Here is a 16,634-nt window from a genome sequence, read left to right on the forward strand (position 1 = left end):
TCAGGCCGGTATCCCGGCACTGATCACCAGTGCAAAGATGAAGGCAAATACGGCGAAACCCTCGACAATCGCGGCAGGCGCCACCGACATGCCGAAGATCTCCGGCTTGATCTTGGAAACGTTGATCGCCGACGCGCAGCATTGGCCCTGCTTCCAGGCACTGAACAGCAGTGCAAGCCCCGCCAACAGACCGACGGCGAACAGACCCGGTGCGTTATCGATAGTCACCGTACGGTTAAGCGAGAACATCACCACGATGCCGTAGATGGTCTGTGACGAGGGCATCGCCGCGATACCCACATAGCGACCGTGACCGGTTTCGGTTTCCAGCAATGCACCGCAGGCAGCCTGCCCTGCAAGCGCACAGCCGATAATGCTGCCGATAGCGCCGAGTGCCATCGGTCCGTACAGGCCTGCCCATCCGAGGGCAATGATCAGGTTGTCCAAGGGTTAACCTCCCGCTTGGCAAAGGGTTGGAAAGCATAGCCTTCATCAGAAAGGCTCCAGTTATAAAACTCGATCAGGTTCAGACGCAGGCCGTGGATAACACCACTGACCACCGCCAGCACGAAGTTAAGCAGATGGCCGACCACCAGAATCAGCACCTCCAGCAGCACGCCCATGCCGGGCAGAGCACTCGCCACATCCTGCGCCAGCTGATTGAACGTCACCGCCAGAGAGGCGCTGGCCAGGCCCAATGCGAACAGTCGCAGGTAGCTCAGGACATCGCCGAACATCGACGAGAGTCCTGTCAGGGCCAGCAGCCCATCCAGCGCCCGCAGCAGCCAGGTGCGGAGATCTTGCCCCTTGCGCTCGCTAGAGCAGGCAAACACCAGCAACAGACCCAGTCCGCCCAGCGTAAATACCGCCAGCGAGGTGCCGCGCTGCCAGAGCAGCAGTGCCGCGACAATAACCAGCATCCAACCAGCACTGGCCAGCGCCGGCAGCCGCCCGCGCAGGCGCCAGGCATTGATACCGTTGGCGATTAATAGATGCCCCGCCCCGATGAAGATCGACAGATTCATCATGCCGTTGAAGTCATTCACATCCAGCAGCTGAAGATCGGCCAGCACCGGTAACGGTGGACCTGCGCCGAAATAGCTGCCCACCAGTACACCGTACACAAGTGAGAAAAACGCCAGGGTCGCGCCAAGAATACGCAGACGCCGGCCGCTGTCGCTGCTGCCCATGCGACGCCAGTAAAACAGCAGGCCCATCCCCATAATCAGCGCATAGCCGGCATCCGAGAGAATCAGGGCAAAAAACGTCGCAAAGGAGAAAAACACCACACGGGAAGGATCCCAGGCACGGTAGCCCGGCATCTGGTAAAACCGCACCACATCCTCGCCTCCTGCCAGCGTCGGCGGGTTATCGAGCAGTGTCGGGGGTAACTCCTCGCGCTCTGGCTCATTCAGGATCAGCGCCAGCCCCTCGCGATCGGCAAAGGCCGCCAGCTCATCAGCCTTGTCCGCCGCAACCCAGCCCTGAATGGCAAACACGCCATCGTGATCGAGGGTCACCGCGCCAACACTGGCACGCTCAGCAGCATCAGCGTTGCCCGCCAGCGAGCGTTGCAACAGGTAAAGCCAGCGGGTATCGGCCTCGCGTTCGCCATCGAGCAGTTCCAGTTCGATTTCGATATCGTGCAACTGGAGCTCCAGCGTTGCCAGCGGAATCGATCCGGTATGGGTGCGCGGCACCGGCATCTGGTTGGGACGTGGCTCCTCCTGTGAGATCACCGCGATGTAGGTGTGCCGGTTATCGCGATGTACAACACTCCAGACCAGCCCGTTTCGTTCCACCTCTTTCATGCGGTAGTTGGGCACCAGATAGAACCACAACCGCTGGCCATAAAGCCCCTGCTCGCCCGGCAACTCGAAGCTGCCCCAAGGGCGCAGATCCTTAATCCGTTTTACCAGCGCATCGCGCTGCTCCTCCAGCTGCATGCGGCGGTGGCGCTTGTCGAGCACCGCATGCACCACGGCGGCAAGATCGAAATGATGCGTTTCGGTAACCTGACGACGCTTTTTGGGGCAACTGGCCAGATACTGCAACGCCAGACGCAGACGTTCGGGGCTGACCCCCAAGTCATCAACCCACTCCACCTGAGGCCCGGCCGCCAGCGGAATGATGTGCACTACGCCCAGGCTCTGCAACGCATCCAGCGCCTGAGCTTTCTCTTCCAGCATGCCCACCAGCGAGGCTTTCAACAGTGGCCGGATACTCATGAGACGGCCCTCAAACGCTTGCCCTTGGCGATCTTGGCTCTGACTACACCGGCGCGCTCTGCGTCCGAAAGTGCGATGCGGATACGGCGGATATGGTTTTCGGCACGGGGGATCAACACCTTGTCGAACAGGTTAAGGCGCTGAGTCGTCTTGCGAAGGGCAGCATCGAGCCGCATCAGCCGCTCACGCTCGACACGGCAGCGCAACTCCAGTTGCAGGCGTTGCTCGGCCAGATCGAGCGCGGTATCGACCCAGGCCGGCAGTGCCAGACGGGAGTGCTGGTGCCGGTCGATCTCTACCTTGCTCAACACCGGCAACTCAATACCCACCAGATTGACCCTATCAAGCTCAACCTTGCCGATCTGCACCAGCTCATGAAGATCCAGCCCGCTCTCGGCCAACATCGGCAGTTGCTCCCTCACCTGCTCTGCAATCGCGGACAACGCCGATTCCTGCTCGCCAATCAGCTTGCGACTGGTCTGGCGGGCCGCCAGAATCTGCTTGCGCTTGAGATCCAGCGCAGGGACGAACTGACGAAACGCCTTGAGACGGCGCGATTCCCGGTTCAGGGAACTCTTGTTCAGCGCCAGCTTAGCCATGGCTTACGCCCTCTCGCCGCTGTCCGCGCCTGAACGTTTGGGGAAATACTTGCTGACCAGACTCTCTTTCATCAGCAGCTCTTTGGCCTCAAAACACTCGGCAAGCGTCTTCCAGCACAGGTCCAGCGCCTGTTCCAGCGGCAGCGATACGCGAATATCCATAAAGCGCTCATGGAAGAGTCGACCGAAGCGGATCAGCCGCTCGTCATACTCGGTCAGATCGAAGGACATCGCCTGCTTCTGCTCGGCGTCGCGCGCCGCGGCGTAGAAGCGCACCATGGTATTCATGATCTGGCTGTGATCCTCACGGGTCACCTTGCCGATCACATGCTGTTTCAGGCGCGAGAGCGAGCCGAACGGATCGATCACGCCATCGTGCAGATAGAACTGTCCCTCGGTGATGTAGCCGGTGTTATCCGGCACCGGATGGGTCACATCGTCGCCGGGCATGGTGGTCACCGACAGGATGGTGACCGAGCCCGCGCCCTTGTAGTCACAGGCTTTCTCGTAGCGGCGCGCCAGCTGGGAGTAGAGATCACCGATATAACCGCGGTTGGACGGCACATGCTCCATGGAGATGCCGACCTCCTTGAGCGCATCGGCGTAGGCGGTCATGTCGGTGAGCAGCACCAGTACCCGCTTGCCCTCCTCAACGGCAAAGCGCTCGGCCACCGCCAGCGCCATATCCGGCACCAGCAGACCTTCGACCACGGGGTCCGATCCCTGATGCACGAACATCACCGTGCGCGCCAGCACACCGGCCTCTTCGAACGCCTGACGGAAGAAATGGTAGTCATCGAAGATCAGCCCCATGCCGCCGAACACCACGATATCGGCATCGGCATGCGCTCCGATCTGCGCCAGCAACCGGTTGTAGGGCTCCCCGGCCACCGAGAAGATCGGGATTTTCTGGCTCTCGACCAGACAGTTGAAGATGTCGATCATCGGCACATCGGTACGGATCATTCGCGAGGCCAAAACGCGCCGCACCGGATTGACGGTCGGGCCGTCGATCTCGATCTTGGCTTCCTCGCCCAGAGCGGGCCCGCCATCGATGGGGCGGCCGGCACCCGAGAAACTGCGTCCGAGAATATTGGGTGAGAAGGTCACCTGCATGGGGTGGCCGAGAAAGCGCACGCCCGCCTGTGTCGATAAGCCCTTGGTGCCGGAGAACAGCTGCAGCGACACCTCATCGCGGTCGATACGGATCACCTGTGCCATATAGGGCGGCTGCTCCTGATCGAGCGTATTTTCGATCAGCGCAAGATCGCCATAACCGATATCGGAGATCTCGCCCTCCTGCGGCGCGGGCACATGCACCTTAACAATATCGCCGATGATTTCGAGGATTCTTGAATAACGCACCAGCAACTGAGTCACTGCCCACTCCCTGTCATGGTTTGACTTGCGTGTATCGGATCAAAGTTTATCGGGGTCGATCAGGCGCCAAAGGTCATACGCGACCTCTTCATAGGGGTGTGCCTTGCGCAGGGCCATCAGTGTCGACTGAATGCGGTCATCCTCACACACCAGCTCCACTTTCCACTCGTCCACGCGCTCCTCCTCTCCCACCTTGCCAAGGTGCGGGTCGGCGCCTTCGAGCGGGCGAAACTGGCCAATGCCCCGGATTTGCCAGCAACAACGATCATAGTCACCTATGCGTCCTGCTCCCGCTTCAAAGATCGCCTGTTTGACGGTTTCGAGATGGGAGTCAGGCACGAAAAAACAGAGTTTAAACATAGCGCATCGCCTTGAATTTAGGGTTCTGCGTCGGTATTTGAATACCCCTACATATAACGCCGGATCAGCAATTGTTGCAACAGCACAATCGATAAACAGCCCCTGTTATCGCTGCAACAGGCTACAAAAGAATGAAATGCAGAGCGGTGTTGAGGGTATACTCCGTGGATTCACGGTTTGAGCCATATATTGCACGATGAACAAGCTGGATACTGCACTGCTGAATATCCTGATCAAGGATGCGCGCACCTCCTTCGCCGACATTGCCCGTCAACTCAATGTGTCGCGCGCCTACGCACGCGCCCGGGTGCAGGCGCTGGTCGAGGAGGGGGTTATCGAGCAGTTCACCGCCGTGGTCAACCCCGAGAAGGTGGGCAAAACCATCTCCACGTTTATCGACCTGAAGGTCAAGCCGCAGTCGATTGAACAGGTCGCCGAAGAGCTCTCTGCGCTGCCCGAGGTCGTCAGCCTGTATATCATGACCGACCTGCGCAGCCTGCATATTCATACACTGACCGACAGCTACGAAACATTCGACAGCTTTGCCAAGACGCATATCTTCGGCCGCCCCGAGGTGATTTCGGTGGAGTGCAACTCACTGCTCAAACGCGTTAAGCATCGCCGAGGCGGCGCACGGCTCTGACGACGCCCATTCTGTATTAATTTCGCACAGGCTTGGTGCGCACTCTCGCTTGTGGTGCATTGAAAACATCCGACAGCCAAACAGCCCCCTCCAACGCCATTTGTGTTTGCTTCGATCCGAAAAGCCTTTCAGCCGATTACAACTGCTATCGGATTAGCACCTTTCTAACCATTTGTTTTTCCACATCCCGCCTGCCCTGCCTTGTTTTGAATCGGAAACATTTTCATAAACGCATCTTTTCAATTCATAATAATCCTTATATTTCATAAACTTAAACACAATAAATGCAACTGGCACGACATCTGCTCTAGTCGGTCGTAGCGGCGCATACATTTGTAAACAAATCGCGCGCCACCTTAAGAGACCATTGAGGAGCATCCGACATGAGTATGAAACGCCGTAACTTCATCACTGCAGCACTGGCCTCCACTGCGGTTGGTGCAACGATCGGTGCACCGGCGATCGCCCGGGCAGCCGACAAGGAAAGCTTCAACTTCAAGATGACCAACGCCTACCCACCGGGCGCTCCCTTTTATGTGCAGGGTCCCGGCAGCCCCATGGACTTCTGCGACAAGGTCAAAGCCATGTCGGGGGGACGGGTGAATATTCAACACTTTGCCGCCGGTGAACTGATTCCGGCGATGGAGGGTTTCAACGCCGTGGCCGGAGGCATGGTCGAAATGAATGCCGCCAACGCCTACTTCTGGGCGGGCAAGATCCCCGCCGCGCAGTACTTCACCACAGTGCCTTTCGGCATGAATACACAGGGTATGGCGGCGTGGCTCTACCACGGCGGCGGTCTGGAACTTTGGCACGAGCTGTACGAACCCTATGGCCTGATCGCCTTCCCGATGGGCAATACCGGTGTGCAGATGACAGGATGGTTCCGCAAGCCGGTCGAAAGCGTTGCCGATCTCAACGGTTTGAAAATGCGTATTCCGGGTCTGGCAGGCAAGGTGTACAGCGAACTGGGCGTCTCGGTTCGTCTGCTGCCCGGCGGTGAGATTTTCCCGGCGCTTGAGCGCGGCGTTATCGATGCCGCCGAGTTCGTCGGCCCCTTCCAGGATCGCCGTCTCGGCCTGCACAAAGCCGCGAAGTATTACTACACCACCGGCTGGCACGAGCCCACAAACTTCACCGAACTGCTGATCAACAAGAAGACATGGGATTCGCTGCCGAAAGAGCTGCAAATGATCATCCAGATAGCGGCCCAGTCCTCCGTCACCGACAGTCTCTCCTGGTCGGAGGCCGTTAACGCCGATGCGCTGGCGGATCTGGTCGAGAACGAAGGCGTTATCGCCCAGCCGCTGCCGACCGCCATCGTCGACCGCCTGAAAGAGGCCACCTTCGACACTCTGGAAACACTGGCCTCCTCGGACCCTCAGGCGCGCAAAGTTCACGACTCGTTTATGGCCTTCCGCAAGAAACACGCCTCTTGGGCTGCCCTGAGCGAAAAGCCGTTCCTGAACCTGTCGTAAGTGGTGCAGCGATGAAGTTAGTCATTGATCGACTTGAATGGCTGGTGGAGCTGATGGGGGGGCTGGCGCGCTGGTGCGTGCTGGCCCTGGTGCTGCTGGTCGCCGTTAACGTCCTGCTTCGCTACCTGTTCTCGATCGGGCCGGTGGCACTGCAGGAGCTTGAGTGGCATCTGGTATCACCGATCGCTCTGCTTGGCCTTGCCTACTCGATGAAGCACCGTGCGGATGTACGTGTGGATTTCCTGTACGACCGCTTCGGCCGCCGCGGTCAGGCCGCTGTGGATATCGTTGCCGCACTGCTGACACTGGCCATCGGGTTTATTATCACCTGGTTATCGATTCCCTATGTGACGCAATCCTTCCAGTTGCTCGAGGGCTCGCCAGACCCCGGCGGTCTGCCCTACCGCTACCTGCTAAAAGCCTTTATTCCACTGGGCTTTGCGCTACTGGTATTGCAGGGCATCGCCGATACCCTGCGCAGCCTGATGGTGTTTGCCGACCGTCCGATCGTGCCGTCGCACACGGCGGGCAAGCTGGTTGAAGAGGGAGCGTCCTGATGGGAAATGAATGGCTCGTTCTGGGCATGATCGCCGGTTTCCTGTCGCTGATGGTAATCGGTATACCGGTCGCGATTGCTCTGGCCGTATCGGGCTTCATCGCCGGATACCTGGGTTTTGGCAGCATGCTGTTCCAGCTGATGCCCGCCCGTCTATTCGGTGTGGTTACCAATTACACCCTGCTGGCGATACCTCTGTTTGTCTTCATGGGGGTGATGCTGGAGAAATCCCGGGTCGCCGAAGACATGCTTGAAACCATCGGCAAAGCGATGGGCGGCGTCAACGGCGGCATGGGGCTGGCGATCATTCTGGTCGGCGTCCTGATGGGCGCATCCACCGGTATCGTCGGTGCCACCGTGGTCACCGTCGGACTGCTCACACTGCCCGCCCTCCTGCGTCGCGGCTACGCGCCCAGCATCGCCTGCGGCACCATCTGTGCCTCAGGCACGCTTGGGCAGATCATCCCGCCCAGTCTGGTGCTGATCCTGCTCTCGGATATTGTCGGGGAATCGGTCGGCACATTGTTCGCCGCAGCGTTCATACCCGGTCTGGTATTGGCGCTGATCTATATGGCTTATCTGCTGATTCTCGGCTGGCTGCGCCCCCAGTGGGTCCCGGCTATTCCGCTTGAAGAGCGCGCCAAGATCTCTGGCAAGCAACTCACGCTTGATCTGCTGCGTAATGTCTGCCCACCGCTTTTGTTGGTCATTGCCGTGCTCGGCTCCATTGTCGGCGGCATCGCGGCACCGACCGAAGCGGCGTCGATGGGCGCACTGGGCGCGCTGCTGATCGCGCTGGCGGTTGGCCGTCTGAACAGGCAACTGATACGTGAAACCCTGCACGGCACGCTGACCATTTCGGCCATGGTGTTTTTCATTCTACTCTGCGCCCAACCCTTCTCGCTTGCGTTTCGGGGGTTAGGGGGCGAGCAGATGGTACACGCCCTGTTCGAGATGCTGCCCGGCGGTGAATTCGGCGCCCTGCTGTTTCTGATGGCGCTGCTGTTCGTGCTAGGTTTTTTCCTCGAATGGATCGAGATCTCCTATATCGCGCTGCCCATGTTTTTGCCGGTGTTCATGAACTACGGCACCGACATGGTCTGGCTGTCGATACTGGTGGCGATGAACCTACAGATGTCATTCCTGACGCCTCCCTTCGGCTGGGCCCTGTTTTTCCTCAAGGGGGTCGCGCCCAAAGGCGTCACGACGCGGGACATCTATGTCGGGGCGCTACCGTTTGTTCTGCTTCAGTTACTGGCTGTGGTGGTACTGTTCCAGTTCCCCTCACTGGTCACCTGGCTGCCTGAAGCGATTGGCTGGTAACAGCGTTTTTATCACTACATAACAAGGAACACGTGATGGATATACTCTCGGACTACTCAACAGGCTGGCTGATCGGGCTTGCACTGGCGCTGGTCGCCACCGGCGTCATCGCCGGGTTGCTTGCCGGGCTACTCGGTGTCGGCGGCGGTATCGTTATCGTGCCGGTGCTCTACCACCTGTTCACGCTGCTGGGCATCGATGAGGCGGTGCGCATGCATGTGGCGGTGGGCACATCGCTGGCGACCATCATTCCCACGTCGATTATCTCGTCACGGGCACATTTCAAGAAAGGCAGCCTTAACCCTGACCTGCTCAAGAAGCTGGTGCCGGGCGTGATTGTCGGCGTGATTCTCGGCGCCATCGCCAGCGGCTATTTCAGCGGCACCATCCTGACCGCCGTGTTCGCGACTATCGCCCTACTGGTTGCGCTGAACATGGCGTTCAAGAAGGATGGTTTCAGCGTTGCCGACACGCTGCCCGGTACTGCCGGCACCGGTGTTATCGGCAGCGTCATCGGCTTTATATCCACACTGATGGGCATCGGCGGCGGCACCCTGAGTGTACCGATCCTGAGCGCGTTCAAGACGCCGATGCACACCGCGGTCGGCACCGGTGCGGCGCTGGGACTGGTGATCAGTCTGCCCGGCGCGATCGGCTTTCTGATCAACGGCATTGGCGTTGATGCCCGCCCCCCTCTCTCACTGGGCTATGTCAACCTGATCGGCTTGCTGCTGATCATCCCGGCAACCATGAAGATGGCCCCGGTCGGAGCCCGCATTGCACACGCGATCAACGCGAAACTGCTCAGACAGCTGTTCGCCCTCTTCCTGGCGATCACCTCTGTGCGCATGTTCTATGGTCTATTCAGCGGCTAAGGAGAATAACAATGCTGAAAACAGTCTACGGCACCCAAGGCATGATGGTAGCGCCCCACCATCTGGCGGCTCAGGCCGGACGGGACGTACTTCGCGAAGGCGGCAATGCGGTGGAAGCGATGGTCGCGGCGGCCGCCACCATTGCGGTCGTTTACCCCCACATGAACTCTATCGGCGGCGACGGCTTCTGGTTGATACACGAGCCGGGCAAGGACCCGGTGGCCATTGACGCTTGCGGGCGTTCGGCGGCCAACGCCACACCGGCGTTCTATGCGGGGCTCGACGCTATTCCAAGCCGCGGCCCAACCGCCGCGCTGACCTGCGCCGGCACCATTGGTGGCTGGGCCGAAGCACTAAAACTGTCCTCAAGCTGGGGGCGTGCACTGCCGCTGGCACGCCTGCTGGAAAACGCTATTGGCCACGCCCGTGCCGGCATTGTCGTAACCGAAAGCCAATCGGCGCTCACGGCCGCCAAGCTGGATCAGCTGCACGATCAACCCGGCTTCGCCGACACCTTTCTGCCCGACGGGGCAGTACCGGCAGCGGGTTCGATTCTGAAACAGCCAACGCTGGCCGCGACGCTCGAGCAGCTCGTCAAAGCGGGGCTCGACGACTTCTATCGCGGTGATCTGGCCCATGCCATGGCCGACGAGTTACAACGCCTGGGCAGCCCACTGTGCGCCTCCGACTTGTCGGCCTACAGTGCCAGTCAGGTCACGCCGCTGCAGGTTGAAGTACGCGGTGCGAAGATTTTCAACCTGCCGCCGCCCACTCAGGGGCTGGCCTCACTGATGATTCTCGGCATCTTCGACAAACTCGGCATCACCAATGCTGATGGGTTCGATCACATACACGGCCTGATCGAGTCGACCAAGCGTGCCTTCCGTGTGCGTGACCGCCATGTCACCGACCCCGGTCGTCTCAAGGCCGACCCGCAATCCTTCCTGACTCAGACCGTGCTTGCCGAGCTGGCCGCCGAGATCGATCCGGCACGTGCCCTGCCCTGGCCCGACCCGGCAAGCCCCGGCGATACCATCTGGATGGGCTGCATCGACAGCGAAGGGCGTGCGGTAAGCTTCATTCAAAGTATTTACTGGGAGTTCGGCTCGGGCATCGTGCTCAAGGATACCGGCGTGAACTGGCAGAACCGTGGCATCAGCTTCTCGCTTGACCCAAACGCGTTGCAGGCATTAGAGCCGGGCCGAAAGCCCTTCCACACACTCAACCCTGCACTGGCCCGCTTCGACGATGGCCGCGTCATGAGTTACGGCACCATGGGCGGCGAAGGCCAGCCGCAGACACAGGCCGCCGTATTCAGCCGCTACGCCATGTTTGGCGAACCGCTGCAACAGGCGGTGACCGCACCGCGCTGGTTGCTGGGGCGTACCTGGGGCGATACCAGCACAACCCTGAAGCTGGAAAACCGCTTCGATCCGCAGCTGGTACGGCAGTTACGCGACGCCGGGCATGCAGTCGAACTGCTCGACGACGCCTTCAGCGACACCATGGGCCATGCCGGCGCTCTGGTGTTGCGCCCCGACGGTGTCATGGAGGGCGCGGCAGACCCGCGCAGTGACGGCTGCGTTACAGCGCTATAAGCGCACCCGAGGCACCGCCTGCCAGCACTACCAGCACAATTGGCAGGCGGCGCCAGAGCATCAGCGCCAGCAGCAGGATGACGGCCACGTCTTCAGCGCCATGCACGGCGCTGCCAATGACCGGATCCCAGAGTGCGGCCAGAAGCAGGCCAACCACCGCCGCATTGATACCGGCCAATGCAGCGCGCATGGCCGGGTGCTGACACAGGGTATGCCAGAACGGCAGAACGCCGACCAACAGCAGAAACGCCGGCAGAAAAACCGCCAGTGTGGCCAGCAGTCCCAAAGCGAGTGCCTCAAGCCATCCTTGCGACGGATCGACAGCTGCGCCGATGAACGATGCCAGCGTAAACAGCGGCCCCGGCACAGCCTGAGCCAGCCCGTAACCCGCCAGAAAACGGCTTTCCTCGATCAGTCCGGTGGTCACCACCTCACTCTGCAACAGCGGCAGCACCACATGACCACCCCCGAACACCAGCGTACCGCTGCGGTACAAGCCGTCCACGAGTCTCACGCCATCACCGGGATAGAGGTGCACCAGCAGTGGCATCAGCATCAGACCCGCCAGCAGCAGGCCCAACCAGCACAACGCCTGAGCCCTGCCGATACCACCGATGGCGAGCGGGCTTTCCCCTTGAGCCGCCGTGGGAGACAGCCACAGCCTTCCTGCGAGTGCGCCCAGCGCGATGACCGCCAGCTGACTCCAGACCCCGCCAACGACCAACATCATGGCGGCACTTGCGAACATCAGCAGCAGATGTCGGGGGCCGGTTATCAATGAACGCCGCATGCCCGCGAGCGCCTGCGCCACCACAACCACGGCAACCAGCTTCAGCCCCTGAATGACACCGTACAGCCACTCACCCTCAAACTGACCCACGCCGATGGCGGCCAGAATCAGCAACAGTGCCGAGGGTAATGTAAACCCAAGCCAGGCCGCTATCAGCCCCGGATAACCCGCCCGCGCAAGACCAATCGCCATCCCCACCTGACTGCTGGCAGGACCGGGTAGCAGCTGGCACAGCGCGACCAGATCCGCATATTGGCGATCTGAGAGCCAGCGACGGCGCTGCACAAACGCCTCCCGGAAGTACCCCAGATGCGCGACTGGCCCACCAAACGATGTCAGCCCCAGACGCAGAAAGATCAGAAAAACCTCAACCGCCGAAGATGGCGAATTACGAACGGACATAGAGATGCTCATCCTCAAAAAACCCGACCGCGCAGTCTAACCCAAGGGTCTTTAAAAGATGTGACAGGACCAAGCTCAAGCCTGAGCTATGCTTAAGCGTGTGACAGTGCAGACTTTCACCTAAAAAGTACGGGGGAGAGCATGAGCAAGCGTTATGAGAGCATCCTCGATACGGTGGGCAACACACCCTGCGTGCGCATCAATAAACTTGGCCCTCCCGGCATCAACCTGTACGTCAAGGTCGAAGCGTTCAACCCCATGGGCTCGGTGAAAGATCGGCTTGCTCTGGGCGTGATCGAAGATGCCGAACGCAAGGGATTGCTCAAACCTGGGCAAACGGTCATCGAAGCGACCAGCGGTAACACCGGCATCGGTCTGGCCATGGTCTGCGCCCAGAAAGGCTATCCGCTTGTGGTCACCATGGCGGAAAACTTCAGTGTCGAACGTCGCCGCATGATGCGCTTTCTTGGCGCTCGTGTAGTCCTGACCCCGGCCTCGGATAAAGGCAGCGGCATGCTCGCCAAAGCAGTGGAGCTGGCCGAGGCGCACGGCTGGTTTCTCTGCCGCCAGTTCGAAAACGAAGCCAATGCCGAGTATCACGCCCGCACCACGGCGCCCGAAATACTCGAGGCCTTTGCCGATACACAGCTGGATTACTGGGTAACGGGCTTCGGCACCGGCGGCACCCTCAAGGGGGTTGCCGGCGTGCTCAAGCAGAGAAGCCCAAACACACGCGTGGTTGTGTGCGAGCCGGATAACGCACCGCTGTTGGGAAGCCATCTGCCCCAGTCCCGGGCGGACAACGGCATGCCCTCGGCCAGCCACCCGAGCTTTCGCCCCCACCTGATGCAGGGCTGGACCCCCGACTTCATCTCCAAACTGACTGAGGATACGGTTAACGCCGGACTGATCGACGAGATCTGCCCCATCGAAGGCAGTAAAGCGCTCCAAGCCGCCATGGATCTTGCCCGCAAAGAGGGGATCTTCTGCGGCATTACCGCTGGCGCCACGCTGGCAGGAGGGCTGCAGATTGCGCAAACGGCCGCGCCCGGCACGACGATTCTGTGCATGCTGCCCGATACCGGCGAGCGCTATCTGAGCACACCGCTGTTCGCCGATATCGAAACCGAAATGACCCCTGAGGAGATCGAGCTGTCCCGCTCCACACCGGGCTACCGCTTCGACAAACCCTCGGCACCGCCACCGAGCGTCGCATCGCCCGTTACCGCAACACCGGAAGCCGAGCAGTTCCTCGCCGAGGCCCTGACAGACACCCACCAGCCGGTGGTGATGTTCGCACTGGAGTGGTGCGAGTTCTGTTGGTCGCTGAGAAAGCTGTTCAGCCGCTGCAAGATACCCTACCGCTCCGTCGACCTCGACAGTGCCCAGTACCAGCAGAACAACCTGGGCGGCTCGATACGCGCCGCACTCAACGCCCGTACCGGCGTCGTCACCATCCCTCAGATCTTCATTGGTGGTGAGTTTGTCGGCGGATGCAGTGAGGTGTTCGACGAATACTCCAGTGGCCGCCTGAAGGAGCGACTGAAAAACGCCGGGGTTGAGTATGACGATAGTCTGAAGCTCGATCCCTATTCACTGCTGCCCAGCTGGCTGCATCCACGCAAATAGCACCGCCTGCACTGCCGGGCGCTAGTGTCTACCTGTCATGCACGGGCCATTCCCGCTATAGTTTTTGCCCACCGGCGGGTTCAGGCCCGGTCTTTCACCCTCCATTGAACAGGAGTTCACGATGAATTCAATCCGCATCGGCTTTATCGGCATGGGCCTGATGGGCGTCCCCATGAGCAAGCGGCTTCTCGACGCGGGGTTTTCCGTGCAGGTCTGGAACCGCTCTGCCGAGCGCTGCGCCCCGCTGGAGGCAGCAGGCGCGACAGTCGCCACAAGTCTCGCGGACCTGGTTCAGTCAAGCGATCTGCTACTTACCTGCGTCACCGATACCTCGGCGGTGGAAGCGGTGGTATTCGGTGCCGACGGCATTGCCAAACATGGCCGGACAGGCCAGATACTGATCGATTTTTCCAGTATCGATCCTGCCGCCACCCACGAGATGGCTGCCCGATTGAAAGCTGAGGCCGGTATCGAGTGGATAGACGCGCCCGTCTCGGGCGGAGTGGCCGGTGCCGAACAGGGTACGCTGGCGATAATGGCCGGCGGCGAGGCAGCGCTGATCGACCAGGTGCGTCCGGTGCTTGAACCTCTGTCACAGCGGGTCACGCATATGGGGCCGGTTGGGTCGGGACAGGTCACCAAGATCTGCAACCAGATGCTGGTGTCCTGCAATGTGCTGGTGATGGCCGAGGTCATGGCACTGGCCGAGCGTTCGGGTGTCGATGCCGCACGCATCCCCGAGGCACTGAAGGGAGGTTTTGCCGATTCCATCCCGCTGCAGCTGACCGGCCCGCGCATGGCGAATCGCGATTTCGATGAGATCAAATGGCACGTCAAAACGCTGCTCAAGGATCTGGACATGGCGAATGCGCTAGCCAAATCGATGGGTAGCGCGGTTCCGATGGCGGGCCTTGGCGCCGAATTGATGCGCCAGCATGGCAGTAAGGGCTATCTGGATCAGGACCCCTGTACGCTGGTGGAGATGTATGACGGCCGCCGTCGGGACTAAGACCAGCGGCCATTAAAACGCCCGCACAAGGCGGGCAAAGGGAACAACACACAACGGTGTATAAACCGGTAAATGCCGGTTCGATAAGTCTGTCAGTGCAGGTTCAGAACATCCTGCATGTCGTACAGGCCCTTGTCACGCTGACCGAGCCAGAGCGCTGCACGTACCGCACCCTTGGCAAAGGTCATGCGGCTGGACGCCTTGTGGGTAATTTCGATGCGCTCGCCTTCGGTGGCGAAGAGCACGGTGTGATCGCCCACGACGTCACCGGCACGAATCGTTTCGAAACCGATTTCACGCGGGTTACGCGGACCGACCTGCCCCTCACGTCCATACACGGCACACTCTTTCAGATCGCGTCCCAGTGCGTTGGCCACCACTTCGCCCATGCGCAACGCCGTACCTGAAGGCGAGTCCACCTTATGACGATGATGGGCTTCGATCACTTCTATATCGTAGCCACTGTCTTCGCCAAGCGCCTTGGCGGCGATCTCGAGCAGTTTGAGACACAGGTTCACACCCACGCTCATGTTCGGCGCAAACACAATGGCAGCCTGTTCAGCCGCTTTCGCCAACGCCTGCTTTTGAGCGTCATCAAGACCGGTAGTTCCGATCACGATCTGTTTGCCATTGGCTGCACAGAACTCGACATTCGCCATGGTCACCACGGGCGCGGTGAAATCGATCAGCAGGTCGAAATCATCCTTGACCGCATCCAGCGAGCCTGCAACGGCCACGCCGAGCTTGCCGACACCGGCCAGCTCACCGGCATCAGCGCCGATCAGGCTGCTGCACGGTTCAACGATCGCCGCCGCTAGCTGTGCGCCTTCGGTCATGGTGACCGCTTCGATCAGAGTTTTGCCCATGCGACCGGCGGCGCCGGTCACTGCGATTCTGGTCATGCCTGTTTCCTGTTACAGCGCGCATCGGCCGAACTCTTGTCGCCGCTGCACTCGGGTTCTGATTTCTGAATGGTCTGATCCATATCCAGCGCGGGCGTGTCGCAACCGGCACAGCCCACAACGGCTGCCGGCACACCCACCACCGTCGTATGCGGCGGCACAGGGCTCAGCACCACGCTGCCGGCACCGACGCGGGCGCACTCGCCCACTTCGATATTGCCGAGAATCTTGGAGCCGGCACCGATCATCACACCCTTGCGGATCTTCGGATGACGATCGCCACTCTCCTTACCGGTACCGCCGAGGGTCACCGATTGCAGAATGGAGACATCGTTTTCGATCACGCAGGTTTCGCCGACGACGATACCCGTTGCGTGGTCGAACATGACGCCAAAACCGATGATCGCCGCCGGATGGATATCCACCTGGAATATAGTGCTGACACGGCTCTGGATATAGAGCGCAAGGGAACGACGCCCCTGCAGCCACATCCAGTGCGCAACACGGTAGGCCTGTATCGCCTGAAAGCCCTTGAGGTAAAGCAGTACGGTCGAGTAGTGCTCTACGGCCGGGTCGCGGGTGCACACCGCCTGAATATCGGCACAGGCCGCTTCGATCAGCTCGCTTTCGGCCCCGTAGGCCTGCTCAATGATCTCGCGAAGCGCAACCGCCGACACCACCTCATCCGCCAGCTTGCTGGCCAGCAGGAATGACAGTGCGCCGCGCAGATCGCTGTGGCCGATGATCGTGGCATGAAAGAAACTCGCCAGCAGCGGCTCATGCTCAACCAGACCATGCGCCTCGCCACGAATTTTCTGCCACAACTCGTCTACCGACAACGGCATCTCGTACATGCTAACCC

Annotated in this window: 16 protein-coding genes; 8 read left to right on the top strand and 8 right to left on the bottom strand. The window is 60.3% G+C overall.

The genetic code is table 11. The features are described 5' to 3' along the window. Genes ADIMK_RS03345 through ADIMK_RS03365 form a run of 5 tightly spaced genes read right to left on the bottom strand, consistent with a single transcriptional unit; the run spans position 1 to position 4,567 of the window. Positions 1 to 447, bottom strand: a complete 447-nt coding sequence (locus tag ADIMK_RS03345; protein WP_036183607.1) for an ATP synthase subunit C — start codon at positions 445 to 447, stop codon at positions 1 to 3. Then, positions 435 to 2,228, bottom strand: coding sequence for a V-type ATP synthase subunit I (locus ADIMK_RS03350; RefSeq protein WP_036183610.1), 1,794 nt, complete (start codon positions 2,226 to 2,228; stop codon positions 435 to 437). Before ADIMK_RS03350 ends, ADIMK_RS03345 begins: the two co-directional genes overlap by 13 nt. Next, complete coding sequence (locus ADIMK_RS03355; protein WP_036183612.1) at positions 2,225 to 2,827, bottom strand: V-type ATP synthase subunit D; 603 nt, start codon at positions 2,825 to 2,827, stop codon at positions 2,225 to 2,227. Before ADIMK_RS03355 ends, ADIMK_RS03350 begins: the two co-directional genes overlap by 4 nt. Positions 2,828 to 2,830: 3 nt before the next feature. Next, positions 2,831 to 4,207 (bottom strand): V-type ATP synthase subunit B, encoded by a 1,377-nt coding sequence (locus tag ADIMK_RS03360; protein WP_036183614.1) that lies wholly within the window; start codon positions 4,205 to 4,207, stop codon positions 2,831 to 2,833. A gap of 39 nt (positions 4,208 to 4,246) precedes the next feature. Next, on the bottom strand, positions 4,247 to 4,567 hold the full coding sequence (locus ADIMK_RS03365; protein WP_036183616.1) for a YqfO family protein: 321 nt from the start codon (positions 4,565 to 4,567) through the stop codon (positions 4,247 to 4,249). A 196-nt stretch (positions 4,568 to 4,763) separates the two neighbouring features. Here ADIMK_RS03365 and ADIMK_RS03370 point away from each other — a divergent pair, with 196 nt between their 5' ends. The 6 genes from ADIMK_RS03370 (at position 4,764) to ADIMK_RS03395 (ending at position 11,040) form a co-directional block, all read left to right on the top strand. Next, entirely contained in the window at positions 4,764 to 5,210 is a 447-nt protein-coding gene (locus ADIMK_RS03370) for an Lrp/AsnC family transcriptional regulator (protein WP_036183619.1), read from the top strand. A 383-nt stretch (positions 5,211 to 5,593) separates the two neighbouring features. Further along, positions 5,594 to 6,688 (top strand): TRAP transporter substrate-binding protein, encoded by a 1,095-nt coding sequence (locus tag ADIMK_RS03375; protein ID WP_036183621.1) that lies wholly within the window; start codon positions 5,594 to 5,596, stop codon positions 6,686 to 6,688. 11 nt (positions 6,689 to 6,699) lie between these two features. Next, the gene (locus tag ADIMK_RS03380; RefSeq protein ID WP_051692403.1) at positions 6,700 to 7,245 is read left to right on the top strand and encodes a TRAP transporter small permease subunit; all 546 of its coding nucleotides are present in this window, start codon (positions 6,700 to 6,702) and stop codon (positions 7,243 to 7,245) included. After that, a complete protein-coding gene (locus ADIMK_RS03385; protein WP_036183623.1) occupies positions 7,245 to 8,567 on the top strand; it encodes a TRAP transporter large permease in 1,323 nt (440 codons plus the stop codon). The genes ADIMK_RS03380 and ADIMK_RS03385 overlap by 1 nt, the downstream gene beginning before the upstream one ends. A 35-nt stretch (positions 8,568 to 8,602) precedes the next feature. Next, positions 8,603 to 9,442: a sulfite exporter TauE/SafE family protein gene (locus ADIMK_RS03390; RefSeq protein WP_036183626.1), complete on the top strand. Its 840-nt coding sequence runs from the start codon at positions 8,603 to 8,605 to the stop codon at positions 9,440 to 9,442. 11 nt (positions 9,443 to 9,453) lie between these two features. Then, positions 9,454 to 11,040 (top strand): gamma-glutamyltransferase family protein, encoded by a 1,587-nt coding sequence (locus ADIMK_RS03395; protein ID WP_036183630.1) that lies wholly within the window; start codon positions 9,454 to 9,456, stop codon positions 11,038 to 11,040. On the opposite strand, the gene chrA is transcribed toward ADIMK_RS03395, so the two are convergent. After that, positions 11,027 to 12,232, bottom strand: a complete 1,206-nt coding sequence (chrA, locus tag ADIMK_RS03400) for a chromate efflux transporter (protein WP_156042772.1) — start codon at positions 12,230 to 12,232, stop codon at positions 11,027 to 11,029. The two genes, ADIMK_RS03395 and chrA, sit on opposite strands and share 14 nt — an antisense overlap. A 141-nt stretch (positions 12,233 to 12,373) precedes the next feature. On the opposite strand from chrA, the gene ADIMK_RS03405 reads away from it, so the two are divergent. Continuing rightward, positions 12,374 to 13,861: a pyridoxal-phosphate dependent enzyme gene (locus ADIMK_RS03405; protein ID WP_036183636.1), complete on the top strand. Its 1,488-nt coding sequence runs from the start codon at positions 12,374 to 12,376 to the stop codon at positions 13,859 to 13,861. 121 nt (positions 13,862 to 13,982) lie between these two features. Further along, positions 13,983 to 14,870: an NAD(P)-dependent oxidoreductase gene (locus ADIMK_RS03410; RefSeq protein ID WP_197027461.1), complete on the top strand. Its 888-nt coding sequence runs from the start codon at positions 13,983 to 13,985 to the stop codon at positions 14,868 to 14,870. Positions 14,871 to 14,962: 92 nt separating this feature from the next. Here the strand turns inward: ADIMK_RS03410 and dapB are convergent, their stop codons facing one another. Beyond that, a complete protein-coding gene (gene dapB, locus ADIMK_RS03415; protein ID WP_036183638.1) occupies positions 14,963 to 15,772 on the bottom strand; it encodes a 4-hydroxy-tetrahydrodipicolinate reductase in 810 nt (269 codons plus the stop codon). Beyond that, on the bottom strand, positions 15,769 to 16,626 hold the full coding sequence (gene cysE / locus ADIMK_RS03420) for a serine O-acetyltransferase (RefSeq protein WP_197027462.1): 858 nt from the start codon (positions 16,624 to 16,626) through the stop codon (positions 15,769 to 15,771). The genes dapB and cysE overlap by 4 nt, the downstream gene beginning before the upstream one ends. Between the last annotated feature and the right edge of the window lie 8 nt (positions 16,627 to 16,634).

This window comes from Marinobacterium lacunae (genome assembly GCF_000705555.1).
Lineage (GTDB): Bacteria > Pseudomonadota > Gammaproteobacteria > Pseudomonadales > Balneatricaceae > Marinobacterium_D > Marinobacterium_D lacunae.

What these genes read in the sequence shown, in the direction of transcription:
- ADIMK_RS03350 (WP_036183610.1), bottom strand. Translation starts at nt 2,228, where the DNA reads ATGAGTATCCGGCCACTGTTGAAAGCCTCGCTGGTGGGCATGCTGGAA.
- ADIMK_RS03355 (WP_036183612.1), bottom strand. Translation starts at nt 2,827, where the DNA reads ATGGCTAAGCTGGCGCTGAACAAGAGTTCCCTGAACCGGGAATCGCGC.
- ADIMK_RS03365 (WP_036183616.1), bottom strand. Translation starts at nt 4,567, where the DNA reads ATGTTTAAACTCTGTTTTTTCGTGCCTGACTCCCATCTCGAAACCGTC.
- ADIMK_RS03370 (WP_036183619.1), top strand. Translation starts at nt 4,764, where the DNA reads ATGAACAAGCTGGATACTGCACTGCTGAATATCCTGATCAAGGATGCG.
- ADIMK_RS03375 (WP_036183621.1), top strand. Translation starts at nt 5,594, where the DNA reads ATGAGTATGAAACGCCGTAACTTCATCACTGCAGCACTGGCCTCCACT.
- ADIMK_RS03380 (WP_051692403.1), top strand. Translation starts at nt 6,700, where the DNA reads ATGAAGTTAGTCATTGATCGACTTGAATGGCTGGTGGAGCTGATGGGG.
- ADIMK_RS03385 (WP_036183623.1), top strand. Translation starts at nt 7,245, where the DNA reads ATGGGAAATGAATGGCTCGTTCTGGGCATGATCGCCGGTTTCCTGTCG.
- ADIMK_RS03390 (WP_036183626.1), top strand. Translation starts at nt 8,603, where the DNA reads ATGGATATACTCTCGGACTACTCAACAGGCTGGCTGATCGGGCTTGCA.
- ADIMK_RS03395 (WP_036183630.1), top strand. Translation starts at nt 9,454, where the DNA reads ATGCTGAAAACAGTCTACGGCACCCAAGGCATGATGGTAGCGCCCCAC.
- chrA (WP_156042772.1), bottom strand. Translation starts at nt 12,232, where the DNA reads ATGTCCGTTCGTAATTCGCCATCTTCGGCGGTTGAGGTTTTTCTGATC.
- ADIMK_RS03405 (WP_036183636.1), top strand. Translation starts at nt 12,374, where the DNA reads ATGAGCAAGCGTTATGAGAGCATCCTCGATACGGTGGGCAACACACCC.
- ADIMK_RS03410 (WP_197027461.1), top strand. Translation starts at nt 13,983, where the DNA reads ATGAATTCAATCCGCATCGGCTTTATCGGCATGGGCCTGATGGGCGTC.
- dapB (WP_036183638.1), bottom strand. Translation starts at nt 15,772, where the DNA reads ATGACCAGAATCGCAGTGACCGGCGCCGCCGGTCGCATGGGCAAAACT.
- cysE (WP_197027462.1), bottom strand. Translation starts at nt 16,626, where the DNA reads ATGTACGAGATGCCGTTGTCGGTAGACGAGTTGTGGCAGAAAATTCGT.